We start from the raw sequence: 19,202 nt of genomic DNA, 5'->3' as shown, positions 1-19,202 counted from the left end.
CAGCGGGCCGACTGTCGCAGCATAGTGCGCGCCCACACAGAATCATAGTGACCGCTATGTAAATGTTGCTAGGATTCCGGCGATGGCTCAAGCGGAGACACGACGCACCAACAAGCGGGGGCAGGCCACCCGCGAAGCGATGCTGGACGCCGCGGTGCGCGCCCTGGCCACCGGCGACCCCGGGGCGGTGTCGGCCAGCAGGATCGCGAAGGAGAGCGGCGCCACCTGGGGCGCGGTGCAATATCAGTTCGGCGATGTCGACGGCTTCTGGGCCGCTGTGCTGCACCGCACCGCCGAACGTCGCGACGCGGCGATCGCGGCTTTTGGCAGCGTGAAATCCGATGCGCCGCTGCGGGAAAGAGTAGCGGCGATCATCGACACTCTCTATGACGGACTGGCGTCGCCGGATTCCCGCGCGATCGAGAATCTGCGGGCCGCCCTCCCCCGCGACCACCACGAACTGGAACGGCTCTATCCACGCACCGCGGCGGAGCTGTATTCGTGGGGCAAGAGCTGGCTGACCACGTGTCACGCAGCCTTCGCCGATCTCGGTGTCGACCCTCAGCGAGTGCGCGAGGTCGCCGCCCTCATTCCCGGCGCGATGCGCGGGCTGGTCTCCGAACGCCAACTGGGTTCCTATGCCGACCTCGATGAGGCCCGCCGCGGGCTCACCAATGCGCTGGCGGCGTATCTGGATCAGTCACGTATCGGCTGAGCGGCTGCGAAACTCGGACGCCCACGCGAGGATGTGAGGGTGTTTGGCCTCGTCGTCGTTGTCACGCTGGTCGCCACCGTTGTCGCGGGCACGCTCCTGGGCAAGCGGTATCGCGTCGGCCCTCCCGTGCTGCTCATCCTGCTCGGCGGTGCACTGGGCCTGATCCCCCGATTCGGTGAGACACAACTCGACGGCGAGATCGTCTTGCTGCTGTTCCTGCCGGCGATCCTCTACTGGGAAAGCATGAACACCAGTTTTCGGGAGATACGGGCGAACTTGCGCGTGATCGTGCTGATCAGCGTGGGATTGGTGATCGCGACCGCGTTGGCGGTGTCCTGGACGGCACGTTCACTGGGGATGGATCCCCACGCCGCTTCGGTTCTGGGAGCCGTGCTGTCACCCACCGACGCCGCCGCGGTGGCCGGGCTGGCCAAACACCTGCCTCGTCGCCCGCTGACCGTGTTGCGCGCCGAGAGCATCATCAACGACGGAACAGCCCTGGTGCTGTTCGCCGTGACGGTCGCCGTGGCAGTCGGCAGCCCGGCCATCGGCCCCATCGATCTGGTGGGCCGATTCGTGGGCTCGTACCTCGGCGGAATCCTGGCGGGGCTCGTCATCGGGGTGGCGGTCACGCTGCTGCGCCGGCGCATCGACTCACCACTGGAGGAAGGCGCCCTGAGCGTGTTGACGCCGTTCGCGGCGTTCCTGCTCGCCCAGACATTTCATTGCAGCGGCGTCGTCGCCGTCTTGGTGTCGGCCCTGGTACTCAGTTACGTCGGCCCGCGAGTGGTCGGCGCTCGCTCGCGGCTGCAGGCCTTCGCGTTCTGGGACATGACCACGTTTTTGATCAACGGCTCACTGTGGGTGTTCGTCGGTGTACAGATCCCGGGCGCCGTGCACGGGATCGTCAATGTCGGTGAAGGCCTGGCCCACGCCACGCTGCTCGCACTGGCGGTCACCGGGGTCGTCGTCGTGACCCGGATCGCCTGGACGGAGATCACCACGCTGCTGTTGCGGACCCTGGACCGGCGCCCGGCCCAGCAGGCTCGTCGCGTGAATTGGCGACAGCGCGCGGTCTCGAGTTGGGCGGGATTCCGCGGCGCGGTCTCGCTGGCCGCGGCATTGGCCGTGCCGTTGACCACCCATGCCGGCACGCCCTTTCCCGATCGCAATCTGATCATCTATGTGGTGACCGTCGTGATCCTGGTGACCGTCCTGGTTCAGGGCAGCACGTTGCCCGCGGTGGTGCGCTGGGCCCGGATGCCCGAGGACACCGAGCACGCCGCGGAACTGCATCTGGCACGGACCCGAGCCGCCGAAGCCGCACTGGAGGCGTTGCCACGGGTGGCCGAAGAGCTGGGCATCAGCGCGGACCTGGCGGAGCAGTTGCGCACGGAGTACCAGGATCAGGCGGCGCTGGTGACCGCGATCGACCAGTACAGCCACGCCGCCGAGCGCGATCACGTGGTGCGCCGGGTGCAGCTGGGCGTCCTGGAGCACCAGCGCGGTGCCGTCACCGAACTGCGCGACCGAAATCGGATCGACGACATCGTCTTGCGGGAGGTGCAGGCCGAGATGGATCTGGAGGAGATGCGCCTGCTGGGACCGGCCGAGTCCGAATAGCGCCCCCAGTCGGTGACGACGCGGTAACAACCGCGCACTACTATCCCCCTCGTGAGCGATTCTTCGGTCCGGCGATTGCGGCTCACTGGCGTGGGCACTGTACTGGCGGCAGCCTTGCTGACCGCGCCCGTCGTGATTCCCGCGGGCGCACCGGGTGCTGTTGCACCGGCCAGCGCGGCCTGCCCCGACGTCGAAGTGGTGTTCGCCCGAGGGCGGCTGGAATCGCCCGGGGCCGGCGCGGTCGGCAACGCGTTCGTCAGTGCGCTGCGCTCCAAGACGTCCAAGTACGTGAGCCTGTACGCGGTGAACTACCCAGCGGATAATCAGATCGACCAGGGCGCCAACGACATGAGCGCCCATATTCAGAACACGATCAACGGATGCCCGAACACCCGCATTGTGCCCGGCGGCTACTCGCTCGGCGCGGCGGTCACCGACGTGGTGCTGGCGGTCCCCTTCTCCGCGTTCGGCTTCAACAATCCGCTGCCCCCGGGCGCCGACGAGCACATCGCCGCGGTAGCGCTCTTCGGCAACGGCAGTCAATGGGTGGGGCCCATCACGAACTTCAGCCCGATCTACAACGATCGCACCATCGAGCAGTGCCACGGCGCCGACCCGATCTGCAACCCCGCCGACCCGAACACCTGGGAGGAGAACTGGCCGCAACACATGGCCAGCGCTTACATCTCGTCGGGCATGGTCAACCAAGCGGCTGACTTCGTCGCCGGGCGGCTCTAGGGCTCGGGGGCGCCGCGTCCCAGGCTGCGGAAGCCCTCGCAGGGCTCCTTGGTGCCGAACAGAAACGGCAGTGCCCCCAGCCGGAACCGCAGCCGGCCTGCCCATCCCATCGCTGTGACCGACGGTTGCATCGCCGAATGGGCCAGGTCCAGGTAGTAGGTCGAGGTCTGCCCCAGACCCTCGAAGTCGTGCACCAGCGGCGTGCACACGGCGCGGACGGGTTCGTCCAACCGCTGAGCGACCGCATCTGTCATCAACACGTATTCCGGCAACGGCACCTGATTCTTCAGCATGCGGTGCACCAGGATGACATCCACGCCGGCAAGCTCGGTGTGCCGCTTGACCTTCTGCTCGGCGACCTCGCCTTCGTGTGCGACGAACTTCAACGACAGGTTCATCAACTGCGCGCAGCTCTCGCAAGCACACAGGCGACCGCTCTCGATGCGGGCTCGGCGATCCAGAAACGCCTGGTGCATACGCGCCAACCGCTCGCTGACCAAGACCTGGGCGTCGCCGCCGGGCGCCCAGAAGAACGCGGCGTCGCCTTCCAGTTTCGCCAGTTTCATGCCCTTGGCGGCATCGATGACCGACTCCAACAGCGCCGCGACTGCCATCTGGGCGTGCACCAGATGAGTCCGGTTCCAATTCATGTATGCGGTGTATCCGCCGATGTCGGCGATGACGAGTACCGCGCGCCGGATAGCCATCAGTTACCGAGTTTAGTCCGGTCCGTCAATGCCCTGCGGCCTCAACGGGTCGGTCACGGTGCCCCCTAGGAGAAGTTGTGGACCTGTCGCGGCCGCTACTCCGTGCTCGTGGAAACGGCCTCGTGCTCATCACTGTGCTGCCGATACTGCCGCAATTCGGCACGTACCGCCGCATCCAGAGCCCGGTCAAGACTGGCATGCGCAGAACGCCTGGCCACCCTGCGCATGGCGGCCACCAGGTCGGCGGCCCACGCCAGCTCGTCGTCCTTGGCCGGCAACCATCCCGGGCCACGCTGACGCACCACCTCGGCGTGTCCGCTGCGGGTCAGCAGCTCGGCCGCTTCGTCCAGCTTCTTGTCGACCGCGGTAACGGTCTGCAGCATCGCCTGCAGTGGCATGCCTCGCGAGATCAATGTCGCAAGGTCCGATATCTGATCGGTGTCGGTGACCCGGTAGACATTGCCGGCGTCTGTGGTCTCAATGACGCCACTGGCGATCAGGCGCTGCAACAACGGCGCATCCAACTGACCCAGCTGTGCCTCTAACTGCTCGCGCGTCATGGTTTTCGTCACCGGATGTGACCAGGGCGCCGTCACCAGCTCACCCAGGTCGGCGAGGTCGAGGACTTCGAGCAGATCCTCGCCCCGCTGGAGCCCCGTCAGAAACTTCAGAATGTGCTTGACGGTGAATCCCTCGCCGAGCAGCCGAATGATCGCCTGCAGCTGGCGCAGGTGCCGATCGGTGTAGATCGCGACCCGCCCCCTGCGTTGGGGACGGGGTAACAGACCGTTCTCCTGATACACCCGGACATTGCGAGTGGTGGTCCCCGCCTGTCGGGCAAGATCGTCGATCCGGTACTCGGTCACCTTCGCATCCTAGGCAGTCAGGACCGGTTCACCGCTTGTCGTCGCAGCGGTGATCTTGAAGTCCTCCAGGTTCAGCGTCTTGAGTTGATTGACGAACTGCGTGGCAAAGCCCGGAAACATCGTCGCGTTGAAACCATCCGCGGTCAGATACCAGCTCTGGCAGCCGGAGTTCCACGTGGTGGCCCGCAGCCGACGCTGGATGTCCTGGTTGTAGCGATCCTGGACCTCGGGACGTACATCGATCGACTTCCATTCGTACTGCAGAAGTTTCGCGATGGCGCCCACGATGTAGTCGATCTGCGCCTCCATGTAGACCAGTGCAGAGCTGTGGCCGGGCCCGGAGTTGGGCCCGAAGGTGAAGAACAGGTTGGGGTAGCCCGACACGGCAACACTGCGGTAGGCGTAGGCGCCTGCGCTCCACTCCGATCCCAAGTCACGGCCGTCGACTCCGGTGATCGGGATCGGCGTTCCGGCTTTGGACACCTCGAAACCGGTGGCGAACACGATGGCGTCGACTTGGTGTTCGATACCTTCCACCGTCCGAATCCCCTTGGGTGACAACCGGGCGATCGGCCAGGTCACCAACTTGCAGTTGTCCTTCTGCAATGCCGGGTAATAGTCGCTGGTCATCAGCAGCCGCTTACAGCCGGCCGAGAAGTCCGGTGTGAGCTGTCGCCGCAGCCACGGGTCCTTCACCTGGGCGCGTAGGTTCGCCAGGCTCAGGGCCTCGACCAGCCGGGTGAAGGGGCTGTCCCACACCACACCGACCGCCACCGACTCGTGGCCCCAGAACCACGCCGACCGCATCAGCTTCTCGGCCAGCGGCACATCCTTGTAGATCCTCTTCAGCCAGCCGCTGGTACTGGTGTTCAGACGCGGCAGCACCCATCCCGGGGTCCGCTGGAACACCTTGACCGACTCCGCCACTTTGACCAGCTCGGGAATGATCTGGACGCCGCTGGCACCAGTGCCGACGACGGCCACCCGCTTTCCCGCGAAATCGTAGTCGTGATCCCAACGAGCGCTGTGGATCTTGCGCCCCTCGTAGGTCTCGATCCCCTGGATGTCGGGGAAACTGGCGTTGGCCAGCGGCCCGGAGGCCACCACGACGGTCCGGGCGCGCACCGGTTCCCGGCCGTGGAGGTCGATGGTCCACTCACCGGCTTCTGCGTCGTAGGTGATCGCGGTGACGTTGTGCCCGAATCGGATATAGGGCGCGATCCCGAAAGACTCGACCATGGTGTCGATGTAGGAAAGGATCTCGCCGCTACCCGAGTAGGTGTGCGACCACTCCGGGTTGGGCGCGAAGCTGTAGGAGTACAGCCGCGAGGGGATGTCACACGCCGCGCCGGGATAGGTGTTGTCACGCCAGGTGCCGCCGACTCGTGAATCCCGTTCCAGGATCACGAAGTCGGTGATCCCCTGGTCCTTGAGTCGGATGGCGGCACCGATGCCGGCGAATCCGGCTCCGATGATCGCTACAGAGATCGCCATGTCCTGCCCCTTCACGCGACCGGCTCGTAGGTCAGCTCCTGCGACCAGGTCGGGGTGTTGTGCACCAGGGACGGCGGGATCACACCGGTGATCTTGACCAGCGAGTCGGCCAGCCAGTGGTACTTCGAACTGCGATCGATCACCTTCTTGCCATGCCAGGAGATCAACCGGTACATCGGCACCCGGCGGGCGAATGAGCTTCGCTCGCCCACGCTTTGGAACCGGCGCATGGCCTGATACAGACGCTCTTCATTGACGCCCATCGCCACGATGTTGTCGCGCATCTTGTTCAGCAGCGGGAAGTAGCTCAGCGTGCCGATCAGCAGCGCGGGGTTCATCCAGCTGCCGACCAGTTCGACCGCCAGCTTCCGCACGTTGGCATGACCCAAGATGTCCATCACCTCGAAGTCGACCGCCAGATGCCGGGACTCGTCGGAGTTGATCCGTTTGAAGACCTCTTGGGCCACCGGGTCTTTGACTTCCTCGGTGATGAACTTGATCAGCGCACCGTCGAGGGCGACTTCCAGCATGGGGATGACGGTGCCCAGAATGGACAGCGACATGCCGTCGGAGAACTTGTCCAGCCAGGTGATGACCAGCTGCACGTTGACACTGGGAGCCGGGATCTCGTCGTCGTCGAGCATCCCCCACCGTCGCATCAATGCGAGTTCGGCGTTGGCGTGCTTCTGCTCCTCGGCGTGAAAGTGCTCGTAGATGCTCTTCAGGGTCGGGGTCGGCGCCTTCTTGGCCAGGGCCGCGAACCCCCGGGCGCCGACGTTTTCGATCCACATCAGGTCAGTCATGAACGGCTTGAGCTTGGCCCATAGCTCCGGCTCGATGAGCTCCGCGCCGGGGGCGTCCCAGTCGATGTCGACCAGCGCCCACTGCTTGTCCTTGATCTTCTGCAACATGTCGTCGAGGTTCATCGCCATGATCTGTTCATTCCTTTCACAAGAAGGCTGTTCGACAGTTCAGTTCTGGGGAAGCAGACGGGCCAGCAGCCCGGTGCCGCGGACATAGAGTTCCGGAAAGTGCCGCTTGAGGTGCCAGATGAGCGTGGCGTCGAGTTGCGGCACCACATACAGTCGCCCGCTGTCGTGTGCGTCCAGGGTGCGCGCCGCGACACTGTCCGCAGACAGGCCGGTCCAGCGGGCCAGCTGCTGACTCAGGTTCATCGATGACGCGGTGATCCGGCCATCGGTGAAGACGTTGGTCTTGACGAAGGTGGGACATAACACGGTGACCGCGATGCCGCTGCCGTCCAGCTCGGCGGCCAGCGTCTCCGACAGCGACATGACCCCTGCCTTGGACACGTTGTAGGCCGCCATCGACGGTGCCGCGGCGAATCCCGCTGCCGACGCCACGTTGATGATTCCGCCACGTCCGGCTTCCCGCAGCAGCGGCGTGAAAACCTCGCAGCCGTAGACCACGCCCCACAGATTGATGCCGAGAGCCCAATCCCAGTCCTCGAAACCGATGTCGCCGACCGGCTTTCCGCCGATGCCCACACCGGCGTTGTTGATCACCAAAGTTGGCGGGCCACCAAAGATCTCCTGAGCACGCATAGCCAGCGCTTCGATCTCCCCGCGATCGGACACATCACACTGCACCGCATGCGCTGAACCGGTGGGCAACTGCTCGATCAGCGCCACCGTCTCGGCCGCGCGTTGCGCGTTGATGTCGGCGCAGACGATGTCGCCGCCGCGGCGCGCCAGCTCCAGGGCGAACGAACGGCCGATGCCGCTGCCGGCACCGGTCACCACCGCTTTGGCGTTGGCGGTCCGCCGGTCGCTGCGCAGCAGCGCCAGCACGGTGTCGATTCCGAACATCAGCGGGCCGCCCCGAGATCATCGGTTCGCTGGTCGGCATAGACGCCGGAGATGAAGGCCGCCACCCGGCGCAATGCGGGTACGGCCTCCGGAGCCAACCGGGGCAGTGCCTGGAAGACATGCACCATGCCCGGCCACACCTCCAGGGTGCTGGTGCCCCCGTTGCGGCGAAGCTCCGCGTCGAGGTGGCGCGCGTCGGCGCTGAGCATCTCAAAGCCCCCCACCTGGGTGAACACCGGCGGCAACTGCGCGGAGCGACCGAAATCGAGGCGAAGCCGCACGTTGTCGGGGTCTTGGCCCCGCACGTAGAGCTGAACCAGGCGCCGCGCCGAGGCTGCCGACGCCGCGGGGTCGCGCCGCAGCTTCTCCTGCTGCTCGGCCAGGGTCAGCGTGAGGTCGACCAACGGCGAGAACAGCACCACACCGGCCGGCTGGAACTCCGGCTCATCGGCATAGGCGAGCAACATGTCGCAGGTCAGGTGGCCGCCGGCGGAATCCGCACCGATCACGACGTCACGGGCGCCGTAGCCCTGGCTCAACAGCCAGCGATAGCCGGCTTCGACGTCATCGGCGGCGGTCGGGAACGGGTGCTCGGGGGCCAGTCGGTAGTCGACGGCGAACATCGGCAATCCGGTGGCCTCCGAGAGCCGGGCGACCAGCTTGCGGTGGGTCCGCGTCGAGCACAACACGTATCCACTGCCATGCACGTAATACCCGGCCCGCCTACCGAATTCGACGCCGGGGGCCAGCACCCACTCGCCGCGCACGCCCGCTTCGCGTACCGGGATGACCCTGGTTCCGGCGGGCATCGACCCGAGCGTTCCCATGATGGTGGCGATCAGTCCGCGCGCAAACGCGATGCCCAGCGGATTCATCGGGATCATGGTGTTGAGGACGTGCAAAGTCCAGCGGGCGGCGGTGCCCCCAACCACTGCACGCATCGGCGCGCGGGTGGGAACGTCAGGCAGGGGCGAGCCCTCGGGTTCGGTCACGGCACACACGACACCAGCAATTCTGCCATTTGTCAATGGCACGATGACCGTTGTAGAGGTTTGGGAGGCAGTCCCCTGGCGTCAGGACACCGTGATCGGGAACGGCATATCGGGCATCTCCACCGGGTACGGCGGCAGGCTCGGCGTCACCGGCCGCAGTTGGGCCGACGGCGCCGGCGGCGGCGTTGATCCCATGCTCCAGTTGCCGTCATTGCCGGCGGTGTAGGCCAGCCAGACCCGGTCGACACCGGCCTGGGCTTTGGCCGTCTTGAGCAGTTCGTTCTCATACCCGGTGCGAGGTACTGCGAAGGCGCCCTGACCCGCGCACCCCAGGGCCCCACCGGCGAACTGACCGGCGCCGGAACTGATGTGCCAGCCGTCCGGGGCCTGGCAGGCGTAGTTCAGGAACTGCCCGCAGGCCTCGGCCTGGAAGCGACCGTCGCCGCTGTGTACGGCGCACTGTTGGGTGGGGCTGGACACCGGCTGGCCGTAGGACCAGCTCCATGAGAAGCCCGCCAGCTGGTCGGCCTGGGGGTCCAGAAAGTTCGGCCCGGGCGCGTTGGCACCGCATTTCATCATCTCGTGGATGTCGGCCGAGGTCATCGGCTGGGCATTGCCGCCACCGGCAAGCACGTCGACCAGCGTGCTGGAGTCGAAGAACCGCGTGTAGGAGCTCTCGTACTGCGCCCTGCTGAAGTAGCAGTCGGGGTACGCGACGGTGACCGGCCTGCCCTTCTCCGCCACATTGCTGTCGTTGAATCCGAGGGCGTCCCACGCCGCGTTCTGGCCGCAGCCGCTGTTGGTGTACATCAGCACCTGTTTGCCGCTCGCGAGGATCTGGGCCATGGTCACGCCCAGGGGGATCGGCTGAGTGTCGCAGGAGGAGCCGGGCTGCACCTGCGAGGGCCGGAACAGCAGATCGCGGGCGGAGGTGTTGCCCAAGGTGCTCTCGATGACCGCGGCCCCAGCCGGCAGCGACTTGGTGACGTCATCGACCGGGTCATCGAGCCGGTTCTCGATATAGAGCACGATCACCTGGTCGGGGTGGGCGTCCAACCAGCCCCGGATCTCCTGCAGCCCCTTACTCGCGGGCCCCTCGAAGGTACAGCCCAGGTGGTTGTCGAAGCCGTGACACAAGATCGGTTGATAACCGCCGGGAGCACCCAGGCTGGGATACCAGTGCAGGTCGAGCTCGATGAAGCGCATGTCCAAGTCGAGCTGGTCGACCAACGAGTACAGCTGGTCGGGATCCATGCCCGACAACGTCGGCGGGACATTGGCATTGGTGTAGTTGAACGAGTTGTGGGTGGCAGGGAGCTGGGTCTGCCCCAGCGGCAGAGTCATGTTCAGCCGATACTGCTGCGCCAGTGCCCGGTGCACCGGGCCGGCCAAGTACTGCTGCACCGAGCGATTGCCGATCGGACTGCCGTTGCGCAGGGCGCAATAGTCGATCGGGCCGTTGATCACCCGGCACTGGCTGGCCACCAATTGTGCTGCCGCATCGAGCGTCTTGCACGCCGACTCCAGCTGTCCGGTGGCGACATCGAAGCACGCGCTGATCAGTCCGTGCTTGTTGCCGCCGAACCAGCTGCACGCGGCGACGGACCCTACGGTGCTGCAGGCGTTCACCACCGGGTTGGTCACGTCGCCGATGGCCGTACACACCGGAGTGAAGGCCGGACCCAGGTCAGTACATGCGGTCGCCAGCGAGGGTGGCGCCGAAGCCGGCGACATCACCGTGACACCGACGGTGGCCGGCGTCGAGACCGTCACACCATCGGTGGTGGCGTAGCTGAAAGCGTCGGTGCCGACATAGCCGTTGGCCGGGGTGTAGGTGAAGGTGGCGCCGCTGACGGTCGCTGTGCCGTTCGCCGGCGGGGTGACAATGGCGAACTGGGTGGCCGGATTGGCCGGAACCGCAACCAATCCGGCGCTGACGGGAGTGGCGGTGGTGGTCACGGCCACCACGTTCTGCGGCTCGGCGCTCGCTGCCGAAGCCAGCCCTGGCAGTCCCATCACCGCAGCCCCGGACCAGGCGACGAGCACCGACAGCACGGCGGCCACGGCGGTCCAACGCAGTCGGTGGGTCGCGACCGCTAGTGTGGCCGTCCACCCGGCGTGGCGCCGAGAACGTTTACAGGCCACCCCATCAACCACGGACCAACTCCTCATTCGGTTACGACGCCGACTCACTCACGGATCACTCAGACAACTTCCGTAACAATGGGCATCAATAATCACACCGGTAACACGACACGATCACAGATCGAGCTCAATGAATTCTTCTGATTAACTTGGCGTCTGTTCACGCCGGAATTCCCCCGAGGGCGTGCCGTGCACGCCCGAGCGAATCAGAATTCAGGCAGCAGGACGCTCGGATCAACCGAGTCGCCCAAGGCAAAGAACCCGACATCCGGCGGCAGCGATCCGTCGATCGGCGAGAACGCGGCGCCGATAGACTCGGCCACCGCGCGGGGCAGGAAGTTCACCAGGGCATCCACGAAGCCCGTTTGGTACAGATCCTCAAACGGCGTGAGCAAACCTGCCATCCCGGGGCTGTCACCGTTCAAATAGGCGTCCAGGAATTGCGCCGGTGCTCCGATCAACCCCGCCAGCGCCCCGCCGATATCCCCGGACGCCAGGTCGTCGATGAAATCGCGCGCCAGCGTCCCGATTTCGGCGACGGCAGCCTGCACCGAGCTCAGAGCGGCGAGGCCGACCGGCACCTGCAGTGCGTGCAGCGTGGCCATGGCCGCGTTCACGGCATTGCCGACGATCTCGAACGGGATCGACATCAGGCGATCCACCAGCCCCGCGACCGGAAAAATGCTCAGCACGATGATGATGCCCTGACCCAAAATGGCCGTGACATCACTGGCCGAGATGGCTTCGAAGAACGTGTCGAGTTGGCCGGGCAGATTGTTCACCCCATCGACGAAGGACCGGGCGGTGTCGCCGAGCAAGTCGACCGTTGTCTGGGCGTAGTCGAACCAGTTGGTGGCCAGCTGGACCACCGTGGGCAGCGGATCTTCCAGCCAGTGGGCACCGAGGGTCCCCAGGTTGTTGACGGTGTTGGTGATCAGGTCCACATACGGATCCAGTGGGTTGGCCGACAACGCGACCGCCTGCAGGACGGCCTCGGGCGGCGGCGCCGCCGTCGGCGTCGCGATAAGCGCACCCGCGGCCAGCACCGCGACTCCGACGGTGGTCCGGGTATGACTGGCTGATCCCACAACACTCATTTCATGACTGGAGCCACTACGGTAACTCTGGCTCGCTGGCCAGCCGCGGGAATAGGCGATTTTGAGTGCGCCGTCCGCGGATAGACCGCTGTTGTGCGGCGAGAACGCGGGCCGTTGGCCCACGGACGCACCGCAATCACGGGCCACCCCTGCCACTGGTCAAGTCCCCAGGAGCGGACATAAGTCGTCTTATTGTCGCCCAGTGCCTCCTTTAACACATCTGCGGGCCGGGCGTGGGCGGTTCCGTTGAGAAAATCTTTCGAATCCCTCGACAGAAATTGACGCAACTTGCAACAATTCTGAGAGTTGCTTGCTGACCGCACGCCGTACGACCGACATCTGTAGGGGGCATGTCGGTCGACGTAATCACTTGTCGTGCATGCGGCTTGCCAACGTCACCATTGAACGCTGCGAACAAGGGGGATCGATGAAGCAACTCATCTTCGGGGCCGCACTGTGTGGCGCCGCGTTAGCGTTCGCCGGAGCGGCCAACGCCGCCAACGACAGGCAGTACGACTTTCTCTACGGGTCGACCGATGCGTTGGTCCTGGGCCCCACGGGCATCTCGACGCCGGGCGCCGGCTACATCAGCAATGGAATCGACCTGTATCTCGGGCCGCTGGGCTACGAGGGCAACTCCGCGTCGACACTGCCGCTGACCCTGCCCAACAGCTGGGACTTCTTTCAGAGCGTCCCGCTGGGCCAAACCATCCTCGTCGACTCGATCGTCGCCGACTTCAACGCCGGCGAGATGGGCTGCGACGCCCTTGGCGTCTGCAGTGACCCACTGACGATCTTCACCTACTCGCAGAGCAGCCTCATCGCGTCCTACGCCCAGGAGCAACTTGTCGAGGCAGGCGTCCCCACCGACGCCCTACGTTTCGTGATGCTGGGCGCCAACCCCGCCGCGGTCCCCAACGACCTCTACCCCACGGAAGTGTTCAACATCCAAGGTGACATCTACGCGGACACCCTGGGCAGAAACTGGTGGGAACTCCTGTTCACCAACACCGGTTGGCAGGAGATCTTCTACGGATTGGCACTTCACCAGGTCTACCTCGGCTTGACGCCAGAGCAGATCGACTCGGCCACATCGGTGGTCGACGGCATGACCACCTACAACGAGATCCCCATGCTCGACAGCAGCGAGCTGTGGCAAGCACTGGTGAACACGTTCTTCGGGGTGTGACCCGAAGTCATTCACCAGTACGTTGTAGGGCGGGCGGGGCTCAAACCCGCAACCAATGGATTCGTTTTTGACCGTTCTCGGAGTACGCGTACAAAATCCGGGTATTTCCCAGCGGCACATAGGATTTCCGGATCGATCTGCTCGATCGCGCCGTCAACGAACGCGATGACGGGAAAAGTTCGACTTGAGCTTGCACGGTGAGTACGCATTTCGTACTCTACAGAAGTACGGAATGCGTACTGGAGGTAGCCATGGCACGGAACCGCAGCACTCCGCTTCCTGCCGCCCTCGCACAGGCGCCCCTGCGGACGTTCCGGCCACGCGACGCCGGCGCGGTGTATGCCCATCCCCGGACCCAGCTGGTCCGATTGACCGATCACGGACTCCTGCACCGACTCGCCGACGGCTACTACGTCGTCGTGCCTCAAGACATGGTGGGGCGTCGGTGGATCCCCGAACTGGAGGCCGCCGCCGCGGGAATCGCCACCACGATCTATGGCCATGACGAGATCGTCGTCATGGGGCTCAGCGCCGCCCGCCTGCACGGCGCCGTTCCACGGGCCGTGGCAACCGCAATCGTGGCGGTGCCACGCCGACACCATCCAATCGCCCTGACCGATCGGCCCGCCGTCGTGCAGTTCGTCCAACGCGACACCGGCAGCCTGGACGCCGAGCAGATCCGCACCGAACTCGGACCGGTGCTGGTGACCACGCCGGAACAGACCGTCCTCGACCTGGCCCACCGCCCCACCCTCGGTGACAACGAAGCCGACGTTCCGGCCGCCGTCGCAGCCCTCTACGCGCGTAGCGACAAGGAACGCCTCGAAAGCCTTGCCACCGACCAGCGCCGGGTGGCGTCCCTGCGCCGCGCCGAACAGTGGGCCGGAAGCGACCATGGATCCTGACGAACGCGATTCGGTCGCAACACAATTCGGCGTCTCCGCCGAACAGGTCGAGCGCGACCACCTCATCTCCCACGTCCTGGCCTTCCTCAACCGAGAGTTCGGTGACCGAATCCACTTCATTGGCGGGACCGCCTTGGCCCGCACCCATCTCCCGCACGGGCGCCTCAGCGAAGACATCGACCTCATCGCGGTCGGCAGCCGCAAGGATGTCGCGCAGGCGCTTGATGCAGCGCTCCCCCGCGCCGTGGCACGCACCCACGGCCGGCTCACCGTGGAACCCGCCCTGAGCGCCACACCGGACGTCGCGGCGGTCGTGCTGCGCCCCGCACAAGGAAGACCGGTCCGGCTGCAGCTGCTCTCGGCACGCGAGCGCGTGGTGTGGCCGACCGAGCGTCGCAACTTGGTCCAGCGCTACACCGATGCCCCTGCAGCGGAACTCCTCGTGCCCACACTGCCCGCGTTCGCTGCGTCGAAGACCGCGACATGGGCGGACCGGCTCGCGCCGCGCGATTTGTGGGACCTGTGGGCGCTGAGCGGGCTCGGCGCGATCGACGCGGACGCAGCAGCCCTGTTCCGGCGACACGGACCCACCAACAAGAACCCCGAGCCGCACATGTTCACCCGTGCACCGGCAGACGCCCAGTGGCACGCACAGTTGGCCGGCCAGACCCGCCTGAGCGTCTCCGCGACCGAAGCACTCAAAATTGTCCGCGAGGCGTGGCGGCGGGTAGCACGACCTGCAGAAACCCTCATAAACGATGAATAAGCGATGAGCTCCAAGAGTTGATCTTGAAAAACACCGCCTGACGTAGGGCGGGCGGGGCTCGAACCCGCGACCAATGGATTATGAGTCCACGGCTCTAACCAACTGAGCTACCGCCCCTGGAACCAACTGGCGGCTACGACACTAGCGCCTGCCTCTGGCCGCGACGATGACGCGTCAACTTCACGCTGCCGGCGGCTTGGGTGTCCACGTCCGCCGCCCGGTTATTCACCCTCGCCTGCTGCCCCACCACACCGGCACCAACATCGGCACCTGGTGCCGGTACTGCCGGTATTCCTCGCCGAGGGCGGCGACCAGGTCACGTTCCTCCAGCCGCACCGCGATCACGATGTAGGCGGTGGCCGCGAGCGCGAACAGCAGGTGCCCCGCAGTCATGGTGGGCGTGGCCCAGAAGGCGATCACGAACCCCAGCATCAGCGGGTGACGCACCACCCGATAGAGCGCCCGCGCGTGAAAGCCGACGTGCGAGTACGGCTGCGCTCGCCATGCCAGATACACCTGGCGCAGGCCGAACAGGTCAACGTGACTGACCAGGAATGTCGATACCAGGGCAATCGCCCAGCCGATCCAGAACAGAGCCCACAACACCGCCCGCTCCGCCGGCAGGGTTGCGTTCCATATGGTCGCCGTGATCGGCCGCCACTGCCAATACAGCAGGACCAGAACCAGATTCGATGCCAGGACATAGGTGCTGCGCTCGATGCTCGCCGGCACCACACGGGTCAGCCCTCGCTTGAATGCCGGGCGCGCCATCACACTGTGCTGAACAGCGAACAGCGTCACCAGTACGAGGTCGATGACAACAGCCGGCCCGACAGGCGCGGCCGGGCCGTGGTCGATGCTGCGCGGTACCACGAAATTGCCGAGGAAGCCCACCAGATACATGAACACAGCCAGGAAGCCCAGATAATTGAGCGCCCCGTAGGCCAAGGCGAGATGACGGGCCATCGAACCCTTCCCAACGCCCCCCGACAATGCCGACCCCGCCATCGTAGCCCCGCTAACCCGCAGGTCACCATAGCTTTCGGCGGCCAAGTGATCGGCCATTACCAAGCTCGGCTTACTATCCCAGGATGACCGCGGAAACCTTCGTCACCCACGCCCCCGGCGACGTCCGGATCATCGCCGACCGGCACGGTGACCCCGACGCACGTGCCGTGGTGTTCCTGCACGGCGGTGGCCAAACCCGCCGGTCCTGGGGCCGGGCGGCTGCGGCCGTGGCCGAGCGCGGTTGGCAGGCGGTCACCGTGGACCTGCGCGGTCACGGCGAGTCTGACTGGGCGGCCGAGGGTGACTACCGATTGGTCAGTTTCGCCGCCGACGTCCACGAGGTGCTGCGCACGCTGCCACCGAACCCGGTGCTGGTGGGCGCCTCTTTGGGCGGCTGCACCGCGATGCTGCTCGCCGGCGAAGTGGCACCCGGGGCGGCCAGTGCGGTGGTCCTGGTCGACATCGTGCCCAACATGGACCCCTCCGGAGCACAGCGGGTGCAGGCGTTCATGGCCGAGAACATGGAGTCCGGCTTCGACTCACTCGACGAGGTCGCCGACGCGATCGCCGCCTACAACCCGCACCGGCCCCGCCCGGCCGACCTGGGCGGGCTCGCCACCAACCTGCGGCGGCGCGGCGACCGCTGGTACTGGCACTGGGACCCACAGTTCATCAGCGGTCCCGACCACCAGGGTCCGATGGAGATCCACGATGTGGAGCGACTCAACACCGCAGTCCAGACCATCCTGGACGGCGCGGTGCCGATGCTGCTGGTCCGCGGCCAGCTCAGTGATCTGGTCAGCGCCGCCAACGCCGAGGAATTTTTGACCCGCTTCCCGCAGGTGGAGTTCGTCGATGTCGCCGGGGCGGGGCACATGGTCGCCGGTGACCGCAACGACATTTTCGCCGACGCGATCCTGGGCTTCTTGGCGCGCCACAGCTCCTGAGCTCACCCGAACACGGTCTGGCCGTCGTCATCGAGCAGGTAGCGCTCCGTGCCCTCGGCGACCCGGGGCGTGTCCGCCGCCAGGGCCACCGCAATCTTGTTGCCCGCGTTGCGCATCACGTCCAGCGTCAACTCGACGGCCTGCTCGTCGCTGAAGTGCCCTCGCACCCCGGCGACCACGTCGGCGTCGAGCTGCCCGGGAGTCCAGATCAGGGCGTCGACATAGCGCAGCGCCGCCTTCTGCGCCTCGGTGAGCAACACCGAATCCTCGAAACGCTCGATGTCGTCATAGAGCGATTCGGAACCACCGGCACCCAGGGCCGTCGTCTCGCGCAGGGATCTGCACAGCCGGCAGTTGTGCTGCGCTGCACCGCGCAGGCGAACCACCTCGGACGTCACCGGGTCCAGGGATCGCAGTCGGGCCACGGCAGGCATGAACTGATGGAACAGTGCGTCCGCCAAGTCACCCGAGGGCTCCGGGACGTCCACGGGCGATGGCAGCGCCACCCCGAGAGCCTCTAGGCCGGCATACACCCGGGGCGCGAAGTCAGCGACGAACATCTGCACCACCACGCCGAAGGTCTTCTCCCCCAGCGCTTCCCATAAGCGGACCCGCTGCGTTTCGGTGATCCTCGAGACATCGACGCCGAACTGCTCGGCGAAATCGGCCACCGCGGGATCGGAGTCCGCCGGCACATCGCCCGACAGGGCCACCAACCGGTTGAGCTCATCAAGGATGTCCATCTGACCGATTATGGCCCGTCAGAGCCATAGGCTGGATCCCATGCGCGTCGTCGTCATCACCAAACATGGGCCACCGTCAGTGCTGCAGGTGCAAGATCGCCCCGAACCTGCGCTGCCGGCCAGCGGACAGGTGCGGATCGGGGTGCGAGCGGCGGGGGTGAACTTCGCCGATCACTTGGCCCGAGTGGGGTTGTATCCCGATGCACCCAAGCTGCCGGCGGTGGTCGGCTACGAGGTGGCCGGCACCATCGAGGCCGTCGGTGACGGTGTGGACCCGGCGCGTGTCGGCGAGCGAGTCCTGGCCGGCACGCGGTTCGGCGGCTACGCCGAGATCGTCAACGCCAACGCCGCCGACACCGTCCCGCTGCCCCCATCGATGAGCTTCGAAGAGGGTGCCGCAGTACCGGTGAACTATGCGACGGCCTGGGCGGCGCTCCGCGGCTACGGTTCGCTGCAGCCCGGCGAACGCGTGCTGGTGCACGCCGCCGCCGGCGGTGTCGGTATCGCAGCCATTCAATTGGCCAAGGCCGCCGGAGCGATCGTGCACGGCACCGCATCACCCGGCAAACACGGCCAACTCGACGCGCTGGGCATCGACCGTGCCATCGACTATCGCCGCAAAGACTGGTGGAACGGGCTGCCGCCCTACGACCTCGTGCTCGACGGGCTCGGCGGCACTTCACTGCGGCGTTCGATGACGCTGCTGCGTCCCGGCGGCCGCCTGGTCGCCTACGGGCTCTCGTCGCTGCAGCAGGGCGAGAAACGATCACTGCTGCGGGCCGCCCCGCAGGCGTTGTCGATGCTGCGCGGCTTCAGTCTGATCAACCAGATGGAGCAGTCCAAAACCGTCATCGGGTTGAACATGCTGCGCCTGTGGGACGACCGCGGGACCCTCGGGCCCTGGATCACCCCACTGTCTGACGCACTGTCCAGTGGTATCGCAGCACCGATCGTGCATGCCGCGGTACCGTTCGCGAACGCCCCGGAGGCCCACCGAATTCTGGCTGCACGAGAGAACGTCGGCAAAGTGGTGCTGGTGCCCTGACGGGCACCAGCACCCGGCTCAGCCGCCGAGGTCAGCCGTGGTTGCCTTTGAAGCCACGATTGCCGGACGTGCCGGCGCTACCGACATCGCCGTTCATTCCGCCGGGGCTGCCCGCGGCACCGACGGTGGTGCTGGCGCTGCCACCGGCACCCGCGGCACCACCGCTACCACCATCCTTGGCCTGGAAGCCGCTGCCGCCGTTGCCACCGGCACCGCCGTTGCCACCGCGGCCGCCCTGGCCGGAGTCGCCGCCGTCGCCACCTAGACCGTTGGTGCTGGTGCCGCCCACTCCGCCGGCGCCGCTGACGCCGCCGGTGCCACCGCTTCCTCCGGTGCCGGCGGTGCCGGCCTCGTACAGCCCCCAGGAGGCGCCGCCGTTACCGCCGCCGCCCC

18 protein-coding genes, 1 tRNA gene and 1 pseudogene are annotated in these 19,202 nt (G+C 66.1%); 8 read left to right on the top strand and 12 right to left on the bottom strand.

What is annotated here, in order from left to right:
- Positions 1-82: 82 nt before the first annotated feature.
- From BST15_RS11710 to BST15_RS11700, 3 genes are read left to right on the top strand one after another with little or no spacing between them, the layout of a single operon-like run.
- Positions 83-715, top strand: a complete 633-nt coding sequence (locus tag BST15_RS11710) for a TetR/AcrR family transcriptional regulator (protein ID WP_046190332.1) — start codon at positions 83-85, stop codon at positions 713-715.
- A 39-nt stretch (positions 716-754) separates the two neighbouring features.
- The gene (locus tag BST15_RS11705; RefSeq protein ID WP_046190331.1) at positions 755-2,338 is read left to right on the top strand and encodes a Na+/H+ antiporter; all 1,584 of its coding nucleotides are present in this window, start codon (positions 755-757) and stop codon (positions 2,336-2,338) included.
- A gap of 51 nt (positions 2,339-2,389) precedes the next feature.
- A complete protein-coding gene (locus BST15_RS11700) occupies positions 2,390-3,076 on the top strand; it encodes a cutinase family protein (RefSeq protein WP_046190330.1) in 687 nt (228 codons plus the stop codon).
- Here BST15_RS11700 and BST15_RS11695 read toward each other — a convergent pair.
- The 8 genes from BST15_RS11695 to BST15_RS11660 all read right to left on the bottom strand — a co-directional run bounded on the left by BST15_RS11695 (position 3,073) and on the right by BST15_RS11660 (position 12,206).
- Positions 3,073-3,783: a DUF2652 domain-containing protein gene (locus tag BST15_RS11695; RefSeq protein WP_046190329.1), complete on the bottom strand. Its 711-nt coding sequence runs from the start codon at positions 3,781-3,783 to the stop codon at positions 3,073-3,075. The two genes, BST15_RS11700 and BST15_RS11695, sit on opposite strands and share 4 nt — an antisense overlap.
- 95 nt (positions 3,784-3,878) lie before the next feature.
- Entirely contained in the window at positions 3,879-4,649 is a 771-nt protein-coding gene (locus BST15_RS11690; RefSeq protein WP_046190328.1) for a MerR family transcriptional regulator, read from the bottom strand.
- Positions 4,650-4,658: 9 nt separating this feature from the next.
- On the bottom strand, positions 4,659-6,143 hold the full coding sequence (locus BST15_RS11685; protein WP_046190337.1) for a flavin-containing monooxygenase: 1,485 nt from the start codon (positions 6,141-6,143) through the stop codon (positions 4,659-4,661).
- 11 nt (positions 6,144-6,154) lie between these two features.
- Entirely contained in the window at positions 6,155-7,075 is a 921-nt protein-coding gene (locus BST15_RS11680) for a reductase (RefSeq protein WP_046190327.1), read from the bottom strand.
- A gap of 39 nt (positions 7,076-7,114) precedes the next feature.
- Positions 7,115-7,972 (bottom strand): SDR family NAD(P)-dependent oxidoreductase, encoded by an 858-nt coding sequence (locus BST15_RS11675; protein WP_046190326.1) that lies wholly within the window; start codon positions 7,970-7,972, stop codon positions 7,115-7,117.
- On the bottom strand, positions 7,972-8,913 hold the full coding sequence (locus tag BST15_RS11670; protein ID WP_046190336.1) for an alpha/beta hydrolase: 942 nt from the start codon (positions 8,911-8,913) through the stop codon (positions 7,972-7,974). Before BST15_RS11670 ends, BST15_RS11675 begins: the two co-directional genes overlap by 1 nt.
- A gap of 132 nt (positions 8,914-9,045) precedes the next feature.
- Positions 9,046-11,028, bottom strand: a complete 1,983-nt coding sequence (locus BST15_RS11665; RefSeq protein ID WP_046190325.1) for an Ig-like domain-containing protein — start codon at positions 11,026-11,028, stop codon at positions 9,046-9,048.
- Positions 11,029-11,315: 287 nt separating this feature from the next.
- Complete coding sequence (locus tag BST15_RS11660; RefSeq protein WP_131701222.1) at positions 11,316-12,206, bottom strand: hypothetical protein; 891 nt, start codon at positions 12,204-12,206, stop codon at positions 11,316-11,318.
- A gap of 427 nt (positions 12,207-12,633) precedes the next feature.
- Between BST15_RS11660 and BST15_RS11655 the strand changes: the two genes are divergently transcribed.
- The 3 genes from BST15_RS11655 to BST15_RS11645 all read left to right on the top strand — a co-directional run bounded on the left by BST15_RS11655 (position 12,634) and on the right by BST15_RS11645 (position 15,066).
- Positions 12,634-13,395, top strand: a complete 762-nt coding sequence (locus BST15_RS11655) for a PE-PPE domain-containing protein (RefSeq protein ID WP_046190335.1) — start codon at positions 12,634-12,636, stop codon at positions 13,393-13,395.
- Between the two features lie 251 nt (positions 13,396-13,646).
- Positions 13,647-14,300, top strand: coding sequence for a type IV toxin-antitoxin system AbiEi family antitoxin domain-containing protein (locus BST15_RS11650; RefSeq protein WP_046190323.1), 654 nt, complete (start codon positions 13,647-13,649; stop codon positions 14,298-14,300).
- Positions 14,290-15,066, top strand: coding sequence for a nucleotidyl transferase AbiEii/AbiGii toxin family protein (locus tag BST15_RS11645; protein ID WP_046190322.1), 777 nt, complete (start codon positions 14,290-14,292; stop codon positions 15,064-15,066). The genes BST15_RS11650 and BST15_RS11645 overlap by 11 nt, the downstream gene beginning before the upstream one ends.
- A gap of 43 nt (positions 15,067-15,109) precedes the next feature.
- On the opposite strand, the gene BST15_RS11640 is transcribed toward BST15_RS11645, so the two are convergent.
- Both BST15_RS11640 and mddA read right to left on the bottom strand, forming a co-directional pair.
- Positions 15,110-15,183 (bottom strand) — tRNA-Ile (locus tag BST15_RS11640).
- A gap of 108 nt (positions 15,184-15,291) precedes the next feature.
- Positions 15,292-16,032, bottom strand: a complete 741-nt coding sequence (gene mddA, locus BST15_RS11635; RefSeq protein ID WP_046190321.1) for a methanethiol S-methyltransferase — start codon at positions 16,030-16,032, stop codon at positions 15,292-15,294.
- A gap of 125 nt (positions 16,033-16,157) precedes the next feature.
- On the opposite strand from mddA, the gene BST15_RS11630 reads away from it, so the two are divergent.
- The gene (locus tag BST15_RS11630; RefSeq protein ID WP_046190320.1) at positions 16,158-17,021 is read left to right on the top strand and encodes an alpha/beta fold hydrolase; all 864 of its coding nucleotides are present in this window, start codon (positions 16,158-16,160) and stop codon (positions 17,019-17,021) included.
- Positions 17,022-17,023: 2 nt separating this feature from the next.
- Here the strand turns inward: BST15_RS11630 and BST15_RS11625 are convergent, their stop codons facing one another.
- Complete coding sequence (locus BST15_RS11625; RefSeq protein ID WP_052751511.1) at positions 17,024-17,764, bottom strand: carboxymuconolactone decarboxylase family protein; 741 nt, start codon at positions 17,762-17,764, stop codon at positions 17,024-17,026.
- 40 nt (positions 17,765-17,804) lie between these two features.
- Between BST15_RS11625 and BST15_RS11620 the strand changes: the two genes are divergently transcribed.
- The gene (locus tag BST15_RS11620; protein WP_046190318.1) at positions 17,805-18,809 is read left to right on the top strand and encodes a zinc-binding dehydrogenase; all 1,005 of its coding nucleotides are present in this window, start codon (positions 17,805-17,807) and stop codon (positions 18,807-18,809) included.
- Positions 18,810-18,840: 31 nt separating this feature from the next.
- Here BST15_RS11620 and BST15_RS22100 read toward each other — a convergent pair.
- A pseudogene (locus BST15_RS22100) lies at positions 18,841-19,202 on the bottom strand (PGRS repeat-containing protein); the annotation flags it as partial.

Source organism: Mycolicibacter arupensis (genome assembly GCF_002086515.1).
In the GTDB taxonomy this organism is placed as follows: domain Bacteria; phylum Actinomycetota; class Actinomycetes; order Mycobacteriales; family Mycobacteriaceae; genus Mycobacterium; species Mycobacterium arupense.
Note: the sequence above shows the minus strand (reverse complement) of the source record. Positions and strands in the feature narration are given on the sequence as shown.